The 20,228-nt window shown below is 65.7% G+C and carries 10 protein-coding genes and 1 pseudogene; 3 read left to right on the top strand and 8 right to left on the bottom strand.

Annotated elements, in window-relative coordinates:
- The first annotated feature begins 148 nt into the window (after window positions 1-148).
- The 3 genes from cobW to cobO all read left to right on the top strand — a co-directional run bounded on the left by cobW (window position 149) and on the right by cobO (window position 5,592).
- Window positions 149-1,183, top strand: coding sequence for a cobalamin biosynthesis protein CobW (gene cobW, locus F4U95_RS19260; RefSeq protein WP_150426718.1), 1,035 nt, complete (start codon window positions 149-151; stop codon window positions 1,181-1,183).
- Window positions 1,183-4,920: a cobaltochelatase subunit CobN gene (gene cobN / locus F4U95_RS19265; RefSeq protein ID WP_150426719.1), complete on the top strand. Its 3,738-nt coding sequence runs from the start codon at window positions 1,183-1,185 to the stop codon at window positions 4,918-4,920. The genes cobW and cobN overlap by 1 nt, the downstream gene beginning before the upstream one ends.
- A 63-nt stretch (window positions 4,921-4,983) precedes the next feature.
- Window positions 4,984-5,592, top strand: a complete 609-nt coding sequence (gene cobO, locus F4U95_RS19270; protein ID WP_120252192.1) for a cob(I)yrinic acid a,c-diamide adenosyltransferase — start codon at window positions 4,984-4,986, stop codon at window positions 5,590-5,592.
- 140 nt (window positions 5,593-5,732) lie between these two features.
- Here the strand turns inward: cobO and F4U95_RS19275 are convergent, their stop codons facing one another.
- The 8 genes and pseudogenes from F4U95_RS19275 to F4U95_RS19310 all read right to left on the bottom strand — a co-directional run bounded on the left by F4U95_RS19275 (window position 5,733) and on the right by F4U95_RS19310 (window position 20,223).
- Window positions 5,733-6,581, bottom strand: coding sequence for an ABC transporter substrate-binding protein (locus F4U95_RS19275; protein WP_150426720.1), 849 nt, complete (start codon window positions 6,579-6,581; stop codon window positions 5,733-5,735).
- A 218-nt stretch (window positions 6,582-6,799) separates the two neighbouring features.
- Window positions 6,800-7,639 (bottom strand): annotated as a pseudogene (locus F4U95_RS19280) (cell wall hydrolase); the annotation flags it as partial.
- Window positions 7,640-7,642: 3 nt separating this feature from the next.
- Window positions 7,643-8,122: a MarR family winged helix-turn-helix transcriptional regulator gene (locus F4U95_RS19285; protein WP_120250969.1), complete on the bottom strand. Its 480-nt coding sequence runs from the start codon at window positions 8,120-8,122 to the stop codon at window positions 7,643-7,645.
- Window positions 8,123-8,212: 90 nt separating this feature from the next.
- Entirely contained in the window at window positions 8,213-11,296 is a 3,084-nt protein-coding gene (locus F4U95_RS19290; RefSeq protein ID WP_150426722.1) for a UDP-N-acetylmuramoyl-tripeptide--D-alanyl-D-alanine ligase, read from the bottom strand.
- Window positions 11,293-12,483: a beta-barrel domain-containing protein gene (locus F4U95_RS19295; protein ID WP_120250971.1), complete on the bottom strand. Its 1,191-nt coding sequence runs from the start codon at window positions 12,481-12,483 to the stop codon at window positions 11,293-11,295. The genes F4U95_RS19290 and F4U95_RS19295 overlap by 4 nt, the downstream gene beginning before the upstream one ends.
- Complete coding sequence (locus F4U95_RS19300) at window positions 12,480-14,666, bottom strand: type I secretion system permease/ATPase (RefSeq protein WP_246171643.1); 2,187 nt, start codon at window positions 14,664-14,666, stop codon at window positions 12,480-12,482. The genes F4U95_RS19295 and F4U95_RS19300 overlap by 4 nt, the downstream gene beginning before the upstream one ends.
- Window positions 14,663-15,994, bottom strand: a complete 1,332-nt coding sequence (locus F4U95_RS19305; RefSeq protein ID WP_246171644.1) for a TolC family protein — start codon at window positions 15,992-15,994, stop codon at window positions 14,663-14,665. Before F4U95_RS19305 ends, F4U95_RS19300 begins: the two co-directional genes overlap by 4 nt.
- Before the next feature lie 119 nt (window positions 15,995-16,113).
- Complete coding sequence (locus F4U95_RS19310) at window positions 16,114-20,223, bottom strand: BapA/Bap/LapF family large adhesin (RefSeq protein WP_281347242.1); 4,110 nt, start codon at window positions 20,221-20,223, stop codon at window positions 16,114-16,116.
- Window positions 20,224-20,228: the final 5 nt, after the last annotated feature.

The following is a 20,228-nucleotide window of genomic DNA, read 5'->3' on the forward strand; positions in this document are numbered from 1 at the left end:
CCCGTCTGAGCGACGAACGAAGCGGCAGGGGCCGCACGATGCGCGAGGCCGGCTGCCCTGACATGGGTGCCCGGCCGATCCTGTGCATCGACCGTTCGCGAACGGTTAAGTCCCTGCGTTTTTTAGACGCGCGATAAGGGATAAGATCATGAGCAAAGTGCCGACCACCGTCATCACCGGATTTCTGGGCGCGGGCAAGACCACGCTGATCCGCCATCTGCTGCAAAATGCCAAGGGGCGCCGGCTGGCGCTGATCATCAACGAATTTGGTGATGTCGGCGTCGATGGCGAACTGGTGAAGGGCTGCAATGACGAGGCCTGCCCGGAAGACGACATCGTAGAACTGGCCAATGGCTGCATCTGCTGCACCGTGGCCGACGATTTCCTGCCGACCATGCAGAAGCTGCTCGATCGGCCCAATCCGCCCGAACATATCATCATCGAAACCAGCGGCCTGGCCCTGCCCAAGCCGCTGGTGAAGGCATTCCAATGGCCCGACATCCGCACCCGCGCCACGGTGGACGGGGTGATCGCGTTGATCGACGCCGACGCGGTAGCCGCCGGACGCTTTGCCGCGGACGAAGTGGCACTGGCGGCGGCGCGCGCGGCGGACCCCAATCTGGACCATGACAGCCCGCTGGAGGAATTGTTCGAGGAACAGCTGATCTGCGCCGACATGGTGGTGCTGAACAAGACCGATCTGGTCGACGCCGCCACGCTGGCGACGGTAGAGGCGCAGGTGAAGGCGGAAACCCGCCCCGGCGTGGCGATCATCCACAGCGCGCAGGGGGCCATCGATCCGGCCGCGCTGCTGGGCCTGAGCGCGGCGGCCGAAGATGATCTGGACGCCCGCCCGTCGCATATCGACGGGATGGAGGAGCATGATCATGATGATTTCGACAGCTTCATCCTGTCGGGCGGCGATGTCGCCGATGTCGATGCGCTGGTCACGGGGCTGAACGCCACGATCGCCGCCCACGACATTTTGCGCGTCAAGGGCATGGTGTCGGTGGCCGGCAAGCCGTCGCGGCTGGTGGTGCAGGCAGTCGGCCCGCGCATCCAGCATTATTTCGACCGCGCCTGGAAGGCGGAGGAAGCCCGTCGCACCCAGTTGGTCGTGATCGGCCAGAAGGGGCTGGATCGCGCCGCAATTGAGGGTGCGCTCAAGCCGGTCATCGGCTGATGCACCTTCTGTCCGCCACGCCCGGCACGATATCCAATGGCCAGGAGGCGATCGACCTCGACCAGTCGCCGGGCGATATCGTGATCCTGACGGTAGCGGACAGCGAACTGGCCTGTTTCGCCAAGGCGGCGGCGCGCCTGACAGATGAAGATCCGATGTGCGGGGCGCCCAGCGTGCGCCTCGCCAATCTGCTCCAGCTGCGCCACCCCTATTCGGTCGACCTCTATGTCGAAAAGGTAATCGCCCAGGCGAAATTCGTCTGCGTCATCCTGCTCGGCGGCAAAAGCTACTGGCCCTATGGAATAGACGAGATCGCGCAGGTGGCACGGGAGCGAAACATCGCCTTCGCCGCGATCGCCGACGGGCGGGAGGATGACCCCGCGCTCGACCGGGCTTCGACCGTGCCGGCCGCATTGATCGACCGGCTGCGCGACTATCTGCGGCAGGGCGGGATGGCCAATGCGCTGAGCTTCCTGCGCACGGCGGCGCGCACGATAGGACGCGATGCCGGCACGCCCGACGATCCGGTGCCGGTCGCCGACGCAGGCCTCTATCTCTCCGGCGTCGATCGCCCTGCCCTGTCCGACCTGCGCGCGCGCTGGAGGCAAAGCGCGCCCGTCGCCTGTCTGATCTTCTACCGCGCGCTGATGGTGGCCGGCACGCTGGACGCGGTGGATGCGATGATCGCGGCGCTGGAGGCGCGCGGTTTCAACGTCGCGCCGATCCATGTCCGGGCCTTGCGCGAGCCTTTCGCGATGGACTGGCTGAAAGGCGTACTGGCCGACATCAGGCCGGACGTGATCCTCAACGCCACGAGCTTTGCCGCCTCCACCTCATCCGAACCGCGCACGGCCAGCATATTGGAACGGGCCGACTGCCCCATTCTCCAGCTGGCATTCGCCGGCGTCGAACAGGGCGAATGGCAGGATGCCGCCCGTGGCCTTGGCCCCCGCGACCTGGCCATGAATGTCGTGCTGCCCGAAGTGGACGGCCGCATCTTCACCCGCGCCGTCGCGTTCAAGGCGGCAGAGCGGTTCGACGCGCTGACCCAATGCGGCATCATCGTCCCGCGCGTGGCGCCCGATCGCGTCGCCTTCGTCGCCGATCTTGCCGCCCATTGGGCACGGCTGCGCCGTACGCCAGCAAGCGAACGGCGCGTGGCGCTGGTGCTGGCCAATTATCCCAATCGCGACGGGCGGATCGGCAATGGCGTGGGCCTCGACACGCCGGCCAGCGCCGCCGCGATCCTCGCCGGGCTGGCGGCAGCGGGCTATGATATCGGCAACGCGCCCAGGACCGGCGCCGGGCTTATGGAACTGCTGACCGGCGGCGTCACCAACGACCTGTCTTCATTGGATCGTCCCGGCGAGGTTGCCCTGCCGCTCGCCGATTATCGCATCGCCTTCGCCGCCATTCCGGCGCAAGCGCGCGCCGCCATGGTAGAGCGTTGGGGCGATCCGGAGGCCGATCCCTTCGTACGCGACGGCGCCTTTCGCCTGGCCGTGCATCGCTTTGGGGGTGTCGCACTCGCTGTTCAGCCCGCGCGCGGCTATAATATCGATCCCAAGGCCAGCTATCACGACCCAGCTCTGCCGCCGCCGCACGCCTATCTGGCGTTCCATATCTGGCTGGAGGCGCATTTCGGCGCGCAGGCTGTCGTCCATGTCGGCAAGCATGGCAATCTGGAATGGCTGCCGGGCAAGGCGGTGTCCCTGTCCGAAAATTGCTTCCCGGAAATCTGCGCCGGGCCGCTGCCGCAACTCTATCCCTTCATCGTCAACGATCCGGGCGAAGGCACACAGGCGAAGCGGCGCATCGGCGCGGTGATCGTGGATCATCTGACCCCGCCGCTGACCCGCGCCGAAACCTATGGGCCGCTCAAGCAACTCGAAGCGCTGGTCGACGAATATTATCTGGCAGCCGGCATGGACCCGCGCCGGCTGGACCGGTTGCGACGCGACATCATCGACCTCGCGCAGAGCCAGGGGCTGGACAAGGATGCCGGCGCGCAGGGCGATGACGACGATGCGCTGTCCGCGATCGACAATTATCTGTGCGAACTGAAGGAATTGCAGATCCGTGATGGGCTGCATGTCTTCGGCGTTTCACCCGAAGGCCGGTTGCGCCGCGACCTGCTGATCGCGCTGGCGCGGACGCCGCGTGGATACGACCATGACGGACAGGCCTCGCTGCTAAGAGCGATGGCGCAGGATCTGAACCTCGATTTCGACCCGCTGGATTGCCGGATGGGCGATCGCTGGAGCGGCGCGCGGCCGGAGGCGCTGGCAAGCATGTCCGACGAACCCTGGCGCACCCATGGCGATACGGTGGAACGGCTGGAATGGCTGGCGGCGCTATTGGTGGACAGCATCCATCGCCCGGCGTGGGGCAAGGCGACGGCAAAGGTGCTGGACGCCATTGCCGGCGACCTCGCCCCCCGTGTCGATGCCTGCGGCCAGCGTGAAATGCAGGCGCTGCTCTGCGGCCTCGACGGTCGTTTCGTCGTGCCTGGGCCGTCCGGCGCGCCGACGCGAGGGCGCCCCGATGTGCTGCCGACCGGCCGCAACTTCTTTTCGGTCGATACCCGCGCCGTGCCCACGGCCGTGGCCTGGGAATTGGGGAAGAAGTCGGCGCAGCTATTGGTCGAGGATTATTTCCAGCGGGAGGGCGATTATCCGCGCGCCATGGCCCTGTCCGCCTGGGGCACAGCCAATATGCGCACCGGCGGCGACGATATCGCGCAGGCGCTGGCGCTGATGGGGGTGCGTCCGCGCTGGGACTGGACATCCGGCCGGGTCGTCGGGTTCGAGATGATCACTTTGGCGGAACTCGGCCGGCCGCGTGTGGACGTAACGTTGCGCGTGTCGGGCTTCTTCCGCGATGCCTTTCCCGAACAGATGGACCTGATCGACAGCGCCGCCCGCGCGGTCATGGCACTGGACGAGCCGGAGGAGGATAATCCCGCCGCCGCCCGCCACCGGCGCGAGACTGAAGCCCTGATCGGCGAAGGGCAGGACGACGCAACCGCCGCCCGGCGCGCAGGCGCGCGCGTCTTCGGGTCGAAGCCGGGGGCCTATGGCGCGGGGCTTCAGGCGATGATCGACGAGAAATTGTGGCACAGCCGCGCCGACCTGGCCGACGTCTATCTCGACTGGGGCAGCTATGCCTATGGCGCGGGCGTGGAGGGCGACGCCGAACGAGGCCTGTTCGCCACGCGCCTGAGTGAAGCCGATGCCGTCGTCCAGAATCAGGATAATCGCGAGCATGACCTGCTGGACAGCGACGATTATTATCAGTTCGAAGGCGGCATCGCCGCTGCGGTCGAGCATCTGAAGGGCGCGAAGCCCATCAGCTACCATAACGACCATAGCCGCCCCGAACGCCCGGTCATACGCACGCTGGAGGATGAGATCGGCCGGATCGTGCGCGGGCGCGTGACCAATCCCAAATGGATCGCGGGCGTCATGCGCCATGGCTATAAGGGCGCGTTCGAGATTGCCGCGTCGGTCGATTATCTCTTCGCCTTTGCCGCCACGACCCATGCCGTGCGCGACCATCATTTCGACGCCGTCCATGCCGCCTTCATCGAGGATGAGGCGGTGCGTGCCTTCATGGCGCACGCCAACCCCGCCGCCCTGCGCGAAACCGCCGCGCGCCTGAGCGAGGCGCTGGAGCGCGGCCTGTGGAAACCCAAATCCAACAGTGCGGGCCTGCTGCTCGCCAGCCTTTTGATTTAACGCGTTTTCTTAACCAGCAGATGAAGCCATCTGCTTGGAAAACGCTCTAGCAGGAGCATGACGATGGTGGAACGCACCGAGGAACAGCATAAGGCCAAGATGCAGAAGAAGCAGGCCGCGCATGACAAGATCATCGCCGGCAAGACGGTGGAGAAAGGGCTGCTGGTCGTCCACACCGGCAAGGGCAAGGGCAAGACCACGGCTGCGCTCGGCATGGTGGTGCGCGCGATCGGCCATGGCAAGAAAGTGGGCATCGTCCAGTTCGTGAAGGGCGCGATGACCACGGGCGAGAAGGTCGTGTTCGACGCCTTTCCCGATCAGGTGGAATTCAAGGCAATGGGCGAAGGCTTTACCTGGAACACGCAGGATCGCACCCGCGACATCGCCCTGGCGCGCGAGGCGTGGGAAGAGGTCAAGCGCATGATCGCCGACCCGGCCTATGCCATGGTGCTGGCCGACGAGCTCAATATCGTGCTGCGTTACGACTATCTGCCGCTGGACGAGGTGATCGCGGTGCTGGCCGCGCGGCCGGACATGAAGCATGTCATCGTCACCGGCCGCAACGCGCCCGAAGCGCTGATCGAACAGGCCGATCTGGCCACCGAAATGACGCTGCTCAAGCACCCGTTCCGCGAGCAGGGCGTCAAGGCGCAGCCCGGCATCGAATTTTAGGGCCGACCGACATTCAGTTGTGACGGCCTGCAAATGGCGCTTTTCCGTGCTTCCGGTGCTCACGGACATTTAGTCCGCTGCGCTCCGGGTCACGCAAAAACACCATTTTCGACTCGCCATCTCCTGAATGTCGATCGCCCCTAGGAGACGACGGCCGCCGCCAATGCGCGGGCGGCCTTCACATAGGCCGGGCCGCCGCACACGGTCCAGGCCTGCGGAATGCCGATCCGCTTGATGTTCTGGAGCGCGGGATGGTGCATCATCTCCGTGCCCTGATCGGTGACCCGGTCGGTCGCGCTATCCACGATCAGATAGTCCGGCCGCGCCGCGACAACCTCTTCCAGCCGCATCTGCGACAGGGATGGCCTGCCCAATGTGCCGGCCAGATTGGTGAGGCCAACCCGCTGCATCAGATCGTCGATCAACGTGCCCGTGCCGGTAAGATAGCCGCGACGCTGATAATAGGCCGCGATCCGGCCGGGTGGTACCTTGCCGATATGGCGCAGGTCTGCGTCCATCTGTGCGATGAGCGCCTCGCCCCGCGCGGGATGGCCCACCGCCTTCGCCACATCGCGGATGGAGGCCAGGATCGCGTCGTAACTGTCGGCGCCTTTGAGATCCAGCGCCGGATAATGGCGCGCCTTCAGCACCGCGATCGCTGAATTGCGCCGCACCGGCATGCCGATCATCAGATCGGGATCGGCGGCCAGCACGGCTTCGGCCGATCCGTTCAGGACAGGCAGGCCGCCTACCTGCGCGGCGACGGCGGACATATGCGGATCGGCCGCATTATGCGTCAGCCCGGCAATCTGGTCGCGATCGGCGAGCGCCACCACCAGCTGATCCGCGCACAGGTTGAGCGACACGATCCGGCGAGGCACCGATGGCGCCTTGCGCATGGGCGCGGCGGACAGCGCCCATCCTGTCACGCCTGCCGCCACGGCCAGGATCAGGCCGCCCAGCAACCGGGAAGACGGGACATGCTTCATGGCAACAGCCCATAGCGCCCCGTTTCGGCGACGCAACCATGATGGCATGGGCCGTGCTATCGCCCCACTGGTCCCAGCGCGATCTGCGCGGCCTCACGCCTCGCCCCGCCCTCCACCATCTCCACCGGGGGGCCGCGCCGCACACCTACTGGCAAGGGCACGGCCGGCGCCGGGGTCCAGCTCTTGTTGGCGGGCGGCATGACCTGTCCCACGATCGGCACGGCGCCGCTCGGATCGGCGGGCGCTTGTGCCGCCGCCATGGCCGGCAATGCCCCGTCGCGATGGGCCAGCGACAGGCGCGCGATACGACCGATCATCGGCTCGGCGCCGCCAGCTGCGGTCTGAAAGGCCGGCGGCGTGCCCCACCAGCCGGTCCAGCGAAAAAAGAGGTGCGTGCCCACCTTCGCCGTCTTGTCCAGGCTGGCACTCCAATAGGGCACGACCCAATCGGTATGATAATGGGTGGCAAGGCCCACCGGCCGGAACACCGCCCCGGCCAGCGCCGCCTTGGCGATGCTTTGCGCACGCATCCAGGCGGCGGGCGATGGCGTCCGCGCCAATGCCCCGTCGCAGGTAAAGGTGAACTGGCAGCCGGTCCGCCGTTCCTGCCCCTGAAACACGACGCCGCACACCGATTTGGGAAAAGCGGGATGACGCACGCGGTTGAGCACGACCTGCGCCACCGCCTGTTCGCCGACGGCATCGTCGCCCGCCTCATAGATTTGCGCGGAGGCAAGGCAATCGGTGGCGCGCGCCAGGTCCGCCGTACCGCCGGCAAAGCGGAAAGGACTGGCCGCCGGATTGGAGCGCTGCGAAAAGGGAATGGCTGCATTGAGCGCCCGCGCCTTGTCCGTGCCGAGCGCGTAGATTGTCGATGGTTCGACCTTAGGCACGGGTGGCGCCTTGTCGATCCGCGCGGGCGTGGCACGGGCGGTCACCGGTGCCTGTTCCGGAACGGCGGTGGGCGCCTGCCGCCACAGCGTCAGCATCGCCAAAACCGCGATCAGGATCAGCGCCGACAGGCTGCCAAGGGCGATCCGGTGCGCGGCGGAGGTCATGCGTCAGCTACAGTTGCGCAGACCGCTTGGGGGTCGGCGCGGGGCAAGGGGCACGAAGGAGATGGGTTGGATCGGCGCATCGCCATGCGACGCGGACTCACCCACTTCGAACAGATGCTGGAGGAAGGAGATCATCGCCTCCCGCCCCTTCTCGCTCAGCACCACACGCATCCGGCGATGATCGCGGGGGTCGAAGCGGCGGACGACGAGTTCCGCTTCCTCCAGGCTTTCGATCCGACGCATCGTGCCCGTCGCGCTCTCACCGGATATGGCCATGATGTCCTTCACGCACAGGAAGCGTCCTTCTTCCGCGACGGCGAACAGTTCCAGCATGATGTCCCAGGCGGAATCGCGGAACACATGTTTGGGGAAATGTTCGGAACAGTTGATCCGCGCCTGCTGCGTCTGGCGCGCGAGGGCGAGCAGCGAGGTGCCGGACAGGTCCGGGTTCGATGATCCCTCTCTTCGTTCGCGCGAGGCCATGCCATCTTCCTTGCATCGGTTTCTCGTGGAGCAGGCCCAAGGCTGCGCCTTCCACCTTAACGAATTATAAACAGCGTAATTTTCTTGCGGTCATGCGACCGAAACCATCTCTATTGCGGACATATTTTTCTCCTCTGCTGCTGCCTTCAACTGCGCGACCAGTGCGTGCAGGCAGCTGCCATGCGATCCCTTGATGAGGATGATGTCGCCGTCCCGCGCCGTTTCCCGAAGGCAGGCGCGCAGTTGGCCGATATCGCTGGCATGGAGGCCGCGACAATGGGGCGGCAGGTCGGCCCAGATCGGCGCATAGAGCGCTCCTACGGCATGAACCTGATCTATGCCCTGTTGGCGGATCAGCGGTGCCAGCGCACCATGATAGGCGGCCGCGTCCGGCCCCAGTTCCAGCATCTCGCCCAATATCGCGATCCGCCGTCCGCCGGTCCGTGTGCCGAGCAGTTCCAGCGCCGCCGCCATCGAGGCGGGATTGGCATTATAGGCTTCGTCGATCAGCGTGATCGCGCGGCCGTCTATGGTCAGGGCCACCTCCTCGCCGCGACCGGCGAGCGGGCGGAAATCGGCAAGCGCCGCCAGCCCTTGCCCGGCATCGAGGGATAGCGCGGACAGGGTTGCCAGCACCGCCAGGCTGTTGAGCGCCATATGGTGTCCCGGTGCCTGCAAGCGATAATCCAGCATGCCTGTGGGCGTCATGACCGTCACCCTTCCATCCTGATGGTCCATCAGGCGGAAGTCGGCCTCTGGCGCTTCGCCATAGCTGATGACGCGCAGTTCGTGCGCCAGCGCCAGCGCGCGCACCTGCGGTAGTTCCGCCATGTCCGCGTTGAGGATCGCGACGCCACCGGGCGGCATACCTGCGAAGATGGCGCTCTTGCGCCGCGCGACGGTGGCGAGGTCGTGGTGAAATTCCAGATGCGCCGGCGCGATATTGGTGAAGACCGCGATATCGGGCCGCGTCAGTTGCGCATTCTGGCGCATCCGTCCGATCGCCAGCTCCATCACGATATGGGGCGTATCCCACGGAATGGAGGCGAGATTCCAGGCGATGCCATGCGGCAGATTGGCGTTCAGCCGCGTTTCGCCGACATCACCCCAAGGCCGCAGCGTCTGCGCCAGCATCGCGACCATGGTGGTCTTGCCGGCGCTGCCGGTCACGCCGATCAGCTTGCCGGTCATCGCCGCGCGGGCATGGCGGCCCAGCGCCAATATCGCCTCGTCATTATTGGGTACCGCCAGCACCGGCACGTCCGTAGTGGCCAGCCGGTCGGGCACGCTGGTGATGATCGCCGATGCCTGTGGCCGGAGCCGGTCGATCAGGCGCGGGGGGATGCCCCGCTCCCCTGCCGTGCCGCGCATCATCAGCATCTCGCCATCGCGCAGGCTGGGGGGGAAGATGCACAGGCCTTCCGCGCGCCAGTCGGCCGGCGGCGGCACGACCCAGCGCCCGCCGGTAGCCTGCATCACGTTGCGCGCGGTCCAGCCGCTTTCGACCGGCAGCGCCGCCGCCTCCGCCTGTGTCTCCAGCAGGTGCCGGCGATAGGCGATAAGGCCCGACAGATAATGTTCGACATCGTCGATCCGCACGCGAAAGGCGTGGTGGCGGATGAAGAAGCTGCCGACGATCCGCTGCGGATTGGCGAAGAACATCGCCAGTTCGGGCCAGAAATGGCCGTTGAGCAGATAATGGGCGCGGGCATGGAGCGCACGGTGGAATTTGCCGAGATCGATCGTGTCGAGCAGGTGGCGATGATCGGGGTCGGCGGAGAGGCGCGCGATCATATGCTGCGCCGCCATCATCAGTTCCAGCAGCGTCGGGAAAGTGGTGATGCGATTTTCCACGAAATCCAGATGGTCGCGGACATTGTCCAGGCCGAAGCGGAACCAGGCCTCGTCCGCGCGATATCGGGTCAGTTCATTGACACAGTAGCTGAGCCAATGGTCGTGCGCCGCCGCGTGACCTGCCGCGATGAAATGGGTGAAGGCGCGCGCCACCGCCTCGATCCAGCGCGGATCGCCGGTCAGGCCATAAAGCCGCATCAGCCCGAACGCCGCCTCCCCATCATAATAGATGATGCGGAAGTCCTGCTTCACCGTCAGCGTCGGATAGTCCAGCACATGGACGAAGCGCCCGCTGTCCGCGTCCTGCATATGGAGCATGCCGGCCGCCAGCCGGTCGAGCAGCGGGCGATAGCGGTCGGTCGCCATCAACTCGCTATATTTGACCAATGCGAGCAGGCAGACGGCATTGCCGCCCAGCTTGATCTCATTGCCGGGGTCGATCAGGAAGGCCGCCGGCGTCCCATCCGGCAGGGTCGCCGGGCGAATCAGCTCTTCCTCCAGATAGGTCAGCGCCCGCTCGATCGCGGCCAGCAGATCCGGGGACCGCGTCACCTCCCAGCTTTCCAGCATGGCATAGGTGCTGCTGGCATGGCGCAGGCTGTTATAGGCGGCGATCGGCCGGTCGAAACAGGGATGCCAGCCATAATGGAACCGGCCGCCCGCCTGCACCTGCGAAGCGAGATAGGCGCTGCCATCGTCGATCAGGCTTAGCAGCAGGTCGGGGTCCAGCCGCTCCACCGTCCGCCGACCGGCATTGCGGCCCTGCTCCCGCATCCTGTGGATGACGCCATCCGCGCCCATGAACAGACCGGCGGTCGAAAACAGCCAGATGGGTGCATCATCGCGGAAGTCGATCGCTCCGATGCCATGGCGCAGCCGGGCGTAGCGCAGGAAATTGCCTTCATTGACGATGGCTGTGGGGTGCCCGTTGCCGCCATAGAGCATGGCATTGGCGTTGATTTCCGTTTCCAGAAACGCCTGTTCCAACCCCGCATCCAGCGCGATGCCCAAGCGGAAATAATTGCGTTTGGTCGCATCCAGTCGCTGGCGCAGGCTTTGCCAGTCGGTCCGTTCGATCGCACAGACCCAGTCGACGCGCAGCCAGTCCAGCCGATCCGCCGCCGCCCGCAGCAGCGGCAGCGCCCTGTCCCAGCAACCCGCCGCATCCGGCGCGCTGACGGTGATGGTCTGTGCCCGCGTGGCGCCATCAGTGAAGGAGAAGAACAGCACCACCGTCCGCGCGCCGTCGATCGGTGACGGCGCCACCTGCTGCAATCGCTCGCCGATCGCAGCCAGTCTCTCCTCCAGCGCCACGGTCATCGTTCGCGCAGTCCTTCGCGCGCGCGGTTCAGGGGCTTGAGCAGATATTGCATCACCGTCTTGCTGCCGGTGTGGATATCCACCGTGGCGATCATGCCCGGCACGATCGGAAAGCGTTTGCCCGCCTTGTTGACCACGGCGACCGACTTGGTCCGCACGAAAACGCGATAATAATAGATTTCCGGGTTCACCTCATCCTTGATCGTGTCCGGCGATATGCTCGACACCGTGCCTTCCAGCCCGCCATAAATGGCATAGTCATAGGCGGTGATCTTGACCGTCGCCCGCTGATTGGGGTGGATGAAGGCGATGTCGCGCGGCGAAATGCGCGCTTCGATCAGCAGCTGGTCGTCCAGCGGTACGATCTGCATGATCTCGCCATTGGGTGACACCACGCCGCCGATGGTGGACACGTCGATGCTCTTCACCACGCCGCGTACCGGGGATCGCAGGGTCAGACGCTTCAGCGTATCGGACCGGCCGCGCACCACCGGCGCCAGCGCCTCCACCTCCTCACTGACCTTGGCCAGATCCTGCTGCGCCTCGACCAGATATTGCGAGCGCAGATCGGATTTCTTGAGCGCCAGTTCGGCCTGCTGCCGCTTCAGTCGCAGCACTTCGACATTGCTGGCGGCGCCGACGGCGATCAGCGATTCGCCGATCTTCACTTCCTTGCTGATGAGCGCGAGGGATTCGTCGATCAGCCGGTCGGAACTCATCAGGCTTTCCCGCCGGTCGCGATAGAGGCGCGTTTCCGCCGCCTTCAGCTCCGGATAGGGATCGAGTTCCCGTGAAAAGGCGATGGGCGTTCCACCCACCTCCGCCCGCAGGCGCGCGGCGCTCGCAAGGGCGGCGCGATATTTGGCGGCGCTTTCGTCCACCGTCGATCCCGCCTGGGTCGGGTCCAGCTGCGCCAATATCTGGCCCGGCTTCACGATATCATCCTGCTTGACCATCAGCTTGGCCAATATGCCGCCCTCCAGCGACTGGATGATCTGTTCCCGGCTGGTCGGCACCACCCGTCCACTCCCGCTGGCGACCTCGTCCAGCTTGGCGAACCAAGCCCAGGTGAAGGCGACGACGAACAGGGCCGTGACCAGCCATAGCAGGCGTTTGGCGCCGGTGATGCGGCCGCGCCCTTCATCGTCGAACTGCCATTCGTCATCGATGACCGCGACGCCGCTCATGCTACCCTCGCCCGGTTGGCCTGCATGGTGCGGATCGCCGCATCCTTGGGCTGGTCCAGCAATATGCCGCCATTGTCGATCACGATCACCCGGTCGACCAGATCCAGAACCCGCATCCGGTGCGTCGCGATCACCAGCGTCCGCCCCTGCGCCCATGTCTTGAGGCCGTCGATGAAGTGGCGTTCGGACACCTCGTCCATCGCCGCGGTCGGCTCGTCCAGCAGCGCGACGGTCGGATGGCGCAGCAGCAGGCGCGCCAGCAGGAGCGACTGGATCTGCCCGCCTGACAGGCCGTTGCCGCCTTCCAATATGATATGTTCCAATCCGCTGCGCAGGCGTCGGACGAACTGGATCGCACCGGTCATCGCCAGCATGGACAGGATTTCCTCATTGGAGACATCCGGCGCGCCCAGCGTCAGATTTTCACGGATCGTGCCATGGAACAGCCGGCTGTTCTGCGACAGGAAACTGACGTCGCGGCGCAGGTCGTTGGGGTCGATATGGTGCAGCGCCAGATTGTCGATCAGCACTTCGCCCGACACCGGCTGCATCATGCCCGACAGCGCCTGCAACAGGGTGGATTTGCCCGCGCCGTTGCGACCCAGCAGCGCGATCTTCTCGCCCGCCTTGATCTCCAGCTCCGGGATGGTGAGCGCGGGCGGGCTGTTGGGATCGGCATAGCTGAACACGCCGCCATGGATGGTGATCGCGCCTGCGATCGCATTCACCGAAATGCGATGTTCGGCATCGGGCCGATCGACCGGCAGGCCCATGATCTGGTTCAGGCTGCCGATCGCCACGCGCGACTGCTGGAAACGGCTGAGCAGCGATGTAACCTGCGACATCGGCGCCATCATCCGCGATCCCAGGATGGAAGAAGCGACCAGCGCGCCGGTCGTGATGTCGCCCGCAATCACCATCGGCGCGCCGACGCACACGATCCCGGCATAGACGCCATTCTGCACATTCTGAGTCCAGACGGTCAGGCTGTTGGTCAGGCCGCGCAGCTTCAGCTGTTGCTCCCCCGCCTCCGCATTGTAGCGGTTCCATAGCTGCTGGAAGCGCTCCTCCGCCTGCAAAGCCTTGATATCCTCGATGCCCTGCACCGCCTCCACCAGCATGGCATTGCGCAGCGAGGCTTCGCGCATCGACGCGGTCGCATAGGCGCGCAGTTTGCGCTGGGCGAGCAGTCCGGGCACTAGCAGCAGCACGAGCGCGGCCAGCGGCACCAGCACCAGCGGCCCGCCGATGAACCAGAGGATCACCAGGAAGATCAGGAAGAAGGGCAGATCCGCCATCGCCGCCACGGTGGTGGATGTCAGCAGCTCGCGCACCTGATCCAGGTCGCGCAGCTGGGCGATGAAAGTGCCGGTGGAGGTCGGCCGCGCCCGGTTGCGCACGCGCAGCGCATGGCCGAACACCTTGTCCGACATGCGCAGGTCCGCGCGCTTGCCCAGAACATCGACGATGTTCATCCGCAACCGCCGCAGCAGGAAGTCGAAGCCGATCGCCAGCGCCACGCCCAGCACCAATATGTAGAGCGTCGGGTAGGATTCCGCCGGGACCACCCGGTCATAGACCTGCATCGAGAAGATCACGCCGGACAGGCCCAGCACGTTCGCGATGCAGGACGCCACCATCACATGGACATAGGAGCGACTGTCCTGATGGATGATCCGCCGCAGCCAGTTTTCGTCCTGCTGGTGGATATAGGGATCGACGCGGGCATCGGGTGCCGACCGCACCGGCCGGGCGATGACCAGCAGGGTCGCGCCGCGCGCCACGTCCGCGATCGCCATATGCGCGCGCAGCCCGCCTTCGCCCGCCAGCGACAGGGTCGCTTCGCCATCCTCGGCGATCGAAGTCACCAGCGCCAACGCGCCGTCGCTCATCCGCACGATCATCGGCAAGCGCCAGCCGGACAGCTTGTCGCGCGCGTCGGGCGTGCGGAAACGGATCGACAGGCCCAATGCACGCGCCATGCCGCGCACCTTGGCCTGTTCGCCATCCATCCCGGCCCACAGGCCCGCCAGCTTGGCCCCCTGTTCGCTGTTGGGCAGGCCATAATGGCGCGCCACCTGTTGCAACAGGTCCAGCCAGGCGTCGATGGAGGGGGCAGCGGGGGCCGGACCGCTGGTCGCGCCCGCGCTGCCGACCGGCTTGATCGGCGGCATCATGTTCATAGCGTCACCCCGCGCACCACTGTTCCCGTGAGGTGGAAGGCCGCGCGGGTCCGGCCCGAATTATAGAGGCAATCCATCTGCAACCGCCGCAGGTCGTGGGCGGTATTGGCGGCTTCGAACCGAACCTGCTGAAATTCCTGCTCGGCATTGAGCAGGTCGACCAGCGTGCGCGTACCCATTTCCAGATATTGCATGCGATACAGCTTTCCGGTTTCGTCCATATTGCCTTCCCGCGATGCCAGGGTTGTGAGCAGCGCGCCCAGACTGTCGATCTGCTGCTGCGCCTCGGACAGGCGCTGGGCGGTTTCGTTGCGCGCCCGGTCCGTCGCGGCATCGGCCGCCTCCAGCGCGAAGGACGCCCCGCGCACCCGCGCCTTGGTAATGCCGCCGCCGAACACATTGCTGCTGACGTTGAGGCCCAGCGAATAGGCGCTGCGCCGGCTGGACAGCGGATCGGACACGTCGATCGTGCCGGTGCCGCCGATGGAGATGGTGGGCAGTTGCTCCGCCTTGCGACGCTTGAGGTCCGCGACCGCCTGATCCTTTTGGGCTTCGGCGACCATGACAGCGGGCACATCGTCCCAGTCGGGCGGCGACTGGCGGCAGGCCGCCATCAGCCAGCCGGGTACTTCCTCATCGACCTTGGTCGGCGGCGCGGTTCGCCCCAGCAGATAGGCCAGGTTGCTGGACCAGCGGCGTCGTGATGCCTCGATCTGCGACAGGGTGGCGATCGCGGCCTCCACGCGGGCCTGCGCCTGCAAGCCGTCGGATCGGGTCGCCGCGCCTTTGGTCACGCGGCTGTCGACCAGATCGCTGATCGCGCGAACACGCTCCAGTTGCTCCAGCCCAATCCGGTGCAGCGCTTCGCCGCGTTGCATCTCGATCATCGCATAGCCGGTGTCGCGGATCAGCCCGTCGACCGCCAGCAGCATTTCCGCTTCACCGACCCGCGTGCCGGCGCGCGCCGAAGCCACGGCGCTCGATACCTTGCCGAAATCGAAGAGCATCTGGGACGCGTTGATTTGTGGCCGGGGGCGCCAGTCGGCGGTCAGGCGGCTGTCATAGCCGGTGGCGACGCCGGCGCTGATCTGCGGCGAATAGCCGGCGCGGGCGACATCCACCTCCGTCGCGCGGGCGTTGAGTTCGCCCGCCGCCTGGGTCAGCACCGGGTGCCAGGCGATCGCCTCCCGGGCGGCTTCTTCCAACGTCACCGGATCGGCGGGGTTCACCGCCGGTCCGGTCTGTGCGTATGCGGCCGAAATCATCAGGCCGCCGGCGAGCAATAGATAGGCTCTGCCGTTATGGAACCATGTTCCCTTGCCGGTCATATCCTCATCCAGTTATGACCAGCATGGATGCCATTGGTTACGGACATACTAACATGGCAGCATTAATATTATATCGCTATCGTAACATGTTGTGATTTTACCTATGCTTGGGACATACATCAGAATGTATGACCATTATTTATGCTGTGCTTTTCGATATCATCCGATGTGGAAAGATAAGCCAGTGGATCCTGCGGCACATCCACAGGGGTCAGATCGACGCTTTCTGTGGTCGGCGTCGTTGTCATGTCGATCGGGTCCACCCGCTCCGGCGATGCTGCGCGGTCGAGATAGGCCGACAACACATCCTCCAGCACGCCCTGGCCTTCGAACATCTGATAGGCCAGCTCGCCCAGCACTTCGTCGGAAACCGGCGTATCGGTCGGGTCCGCATCCGGTGTGACAGACTGATCCGTGCTTGGCGCATCGATCGGGTCTGCGGCGGATGCCGCAGCGACCAGATCGGTGCCCGAAACGGTCGGATCGTCCGTGCCGGAAACCGTTGCCTCTTCGGAGAAGGAGGATATCCGGGCTTCGGGCGCCGGGGCGATCGCCTGATCCGTCGTGGTATCCGACGTCAGGCTTGCCGTCTGGTGACTGTCGTCGCTGACCGCCGCCGCCTCATCCATGCGCAGGCTCGCCTGCTCGAACGACATGAAGGCCGACGTCGCACCAGAACCGACATTGATCGTCACGTCCAGCGTAGCCGTGGCCGTGACGCCATTGGGCTGGACGATCTGGTAGGTGAAGCTGTCCACCAGATTGACCGTCGAATGCGGGATCGTCGTGCCGGGCGTGTAGCTATAATGGCCCGTCTCGTTGACGGTCAGCGTCCCATAAGTTCCCTGGATGGTCACCGCCGTCTCGCCAACCTCGACGAAACCGCTACCCGTGCCGACCTTCACCACCGGGAATGCCGTGCCGGTCACGTCGTTGGCCAGCAATTCGCCCTGCGTGCCGGTCACGCCCGATACCGTATATTGGTCCAAATGGGTGATGGACTGGCCGATATAGACGGTCGATCCGTAGCCCGTGCCCAATATGTTCGTGCTGGACACCGTGTAGGTATAGGTACCCGACGGCAGATCGTCGAACGTATGGGTGATGCCCGACCCCAGCGGCAGCCCTGCCACGGCGGTCGCCGTGTAGGTGCCCACGGTCGCGCCTGCCGCATTCTTCACCGTAATGGTGTAGCTGGGCAGGACTGTCAGTGAACCACCGCGGATGACCGTGATCGTCACGTCGGACTGGCTGTTCGCACCCACGGTAAAGCTCTTTGAGCTCGATCCCGTGACGGGTACCAGCACTGCGCCAGCCGTGTTGAAGCTGAAATCCGACGCGGTTGCGACAGTCTGCACGACATTTTGATACTGGACCGCTGCGGTCGCCGTATCGTGATTGGCGACGGGGGCGGCCGTGATGTCGTCGCTGCCGATCCGGATGGACAGGTTCGCCGTTTCCGTTTCACCATCGCTCCGGTCGATCAGCGTATATTGGAACACGTCCGTCTTGCCGATCGACGCGGCGGTCGGCGACGGGGTGTAGCTGTAGCTGCCGTCCAGATTGATGACCAACCGGCCGAAGGCACCGTTCACCACCGTGCCGTTCGCGTTCACCGTCGTCGTCACCCCGTTGACGGTGACGCTTTGGATCACCGTCTGCGGACTGATGATGTCGATATGACCGTCCGGACTTGGATCGGTAATGACATTGCCCTGAATCTGCTGGGGCACGATCCCGCCAATGTCGGTGAAGTCCGAATCGGTCCCTGCGACATTGAGCGATCCGAGCAAACCGACGCCCAACGTCCCATCGAAGGTGACGAAGGCGCGATATTGGCCCGGCCCCAGCGTTTCGGTGCTGACCAGATTGCCGTTCAGCAGGCCCAGTTGCAGTAGCGACGCGCCGTTGCCGCCGCCCACCGCGACCCAGGCCGATCCGTTCCAGCGCTGCACCGCGACGGAATAGCCGCTGAGCACGCCGATGCTGAGCGTCGCGTCATAAGTGAAGACGGCGTTGAGACTATGGCCGTCCGCCACGGTGAAGCCGACGCTGGGCGTCGCCAATACCTGCGCATTGAGATTGAGCAGGCCGAGCGACACCAGCGCCAGATAATTGGCCGTACCATGGTTCACCGCCGTCGATACCGGCAGCAGGTCGATCAGGGCGACCGTGCTATTGTCGAACGCAGCGATGTCGAACGGAGCGCCGACGGCGCCCGGAAGCGACTGATTGCCGGCGACATCGGTCTGCGTAACGGTCAGATTCTGGCCGCCCACCTGCGGGCTGGACAGAGTGACCGAGAAGCGGCCATCCGATCCCACCTGCCCGGTGCCGATCACGGTTCCCGTTCCGTCGCGAACCCTGACCGTCGCCCCAGCTTCACCGATGCCGGTCAGCGTCGTACCCGCCGTGTTGACCGCCAGATTGGCCGGCGCATTGGGCGCGGTGATGTCCGGCGCGATCGCGCTGGTCGATATGGACGGATTCCCGGCGCCATCGGTCTGAACGACGCCGATGGTTTCGCCATTGGCCTGCGCCTGGGTCAACGTCACCGAATAGCTGCCATTGGCGGCGACCAGAGCCGTGCCGATCACGACACCTGCCGCATTGGTCACGGTGACGGTCGCACCCGCTTCACCCGTACCCGTCACCACCGTACCCGTCGCCGAAACGGCGGCAGTGGGGGCGGCAGGCGGGGTATGGTCGGGCGCGGTGACGGCAGCGTTGGGCGATCCGTTGCCCGCCCCGTCCGTCTGGCTCACGCTCAACCGCTCGCCATTCAACTGCGCCGGGCTGAGCGCCGCGGTGTAGCTGCCATTGGCCGCCACCGTCGCGGTGCCCAGGATCGTGCCATCGGCCGCCCGGACGGTGATCGTCGCGCCGGCCTCACCCGTGCCGGTCACAGACCCGCCATTGGCAGAAACCGCCGCAGTGGGTGCCACCGGCGCCGTCGTATCGGGCGCGGTGATCGGCACGACGGGCGACACATTGCCTGCCGGATCGCTCTGCACCAGGGTCAGTTTTTCGCCGTTGGTCTGGGGCGTATTGAGCGTGGCGCTATAGGTTCCATTGGCGGCCACCACCGCCGTACCCAGCAATGTGCCACTCGCATTGGTGATGCGGATGGTTGCGCCAGCCTCACCGGTGCCGTTCACCACCGCGCCATTGCCGGTGATGGTGCCCGTCGGGGCCGCCGGCGGGGTGCTGTCCGGCGCCAGCGTCGTGGCGCGAGGCGACACATTGCCAGCGGCATCCGCCTGGGTGATGCCCAGAGTCTGGCCGTTCGTCTGCGGCGTCGTTAACGTGACGCTGTAGCTGCCGTTGCCGGCCACCGTCGCGGTGCCGATGACGGCCCCGGCCGGATTGGTGATGCTGATCGTCGCGCCAGCCTCACCCGTGCCGTTGACCACCGCACCATCAGCCGTGACCGTCCCGGTCGGCGCCGCCGGCGGCGTGCTGTCCGGTGCGATCGTCGGCACGCGCGGGGACACATTGCCGGCCGCATCCGCCTGGGTGATGCCCAGAGTCTGGCCGTTCGTCTGCGGCGTCGTCAAAGTGACGCTATAGCTGCCATTGCCGGCCACCGTCGCGGTGCCGATGATGGCGCCAGCCGGGCTGGTGATCGTGATGGTCGCACCAGCCTCGCCGCTACCGTTCACCGTCGTGCCATCGGCCGTGACGGCACCGGTCGGCGCTGCGGGTGCCGTGATGTCGGGCGCGATCGTCGGCACCCGGACCGACACGTTGCCGGCACCGTCCGCCTGGGTCACGCCCAGCGTCTCGCCATTCAATTGCGGCGTGGTCAGCGTCGCGCTGTAACTGCCGTTGGCAGCGACGGTCGCGGTACCGATGACCGTCCCGGCCGGGTTGGTGATGCGGATCGTCGCGCCAGCCTCCCCGGTACCGGTGACGGTCGTGCCATCGGATATCACCGTACCGGTCGGCGCGGTCGGCGCAGTCGTGTCGGGTGCGGTGATCGGCACGGTCGGGGATGCATTGCCCGCCCCGTCCCTTTGTATCAGCGTCAACGCTTCGCCGTTGGTCTGCGGCGTCGTCAGGGTCACGCTGTAGCTGCCATTGCCGGCCACCGTCGCGGTGCCCAGCACCGTGCCGGCCGCATTGGTCACGCTGATCGTCGCGCCAGCCTCACCGCTGCCGCTCACCACCGCGCCGTCGCCGCTGATCGTGCCGGTCGGCGCGACCGGCGCCGTGACGTCGGGCGCGATCGTCG

The organism is Sphingobium limneticum (assembly GCF_008710165.1).
GTDB classification, from domain to species: Bacteria; Pseudomonadota; Alphaproteobacteria; order Sphingomonadales; family Sphingomonadaceae; genus Sphingobium; species Sphingobium limneticum.

Coding starts and splice junctions, on each gene's coding strand:
- cobW (WP_150426718.1), top strand. CDS start 149: ATGAGCAAAGTGCCGACCACCGTCATCACCGGATTTCTGGGCGCGGGC.
- cobN (WP_150426719.1), top strand. CDS start 1,183: ATGCACCTTCTGTCCGCCACGCCCGGCACGATATCCAATGGCCAGGAG.
- cobO (WP_120252192.1), top strand. CDS start 4,984: ATGGTGGAACGCACCGAGGAACAGCATAAGGCCAAGATGCAGAAGAAG.
- F4U95_RS19275 (WP_150426720.1), bottom strand. CDS start 6,581: ATGAAGCATGTCCCGTCTTCCCGGTTGCTGGGCGGCCTGATCCTGGCC.
- F4U95_RS19285 (WP_120250969.1), bottom strand. CDS start 8,122: ATGGCCTCGCGCGAACGAAGAGAGGGATCATCGAACCCGGACCTGTCC.
- F4U95_RS19290 (WP_150426722.1), bottom strand. CDS start 11,296: ATGACCGTGGCGCTGGAGGAGAGACTGGCTGCGATCGGCGAGCGATTG.
- F4U95_RS19295 (WP_120250971.1), bottom strand. CDS start 12,483: ATGAGCGGCGTCGCGGTCATCGATGACGAATGGCAGTTCGACGATGAA.
- F4U95_RS19300 (WP_246171643.1), bottom strand. CDS start 14,666: ATGAACATGATGCCGCCGATCAAGCCGGTCGGCAGCGCGGGCGCGACC.
- F4U95_RS19305 (WP_246171644.1), bottom strand. CDS start 15,994: ATGACCGGCAAGGGAACATGGTTCCATAACGGCAGAGCCTATCTATTG.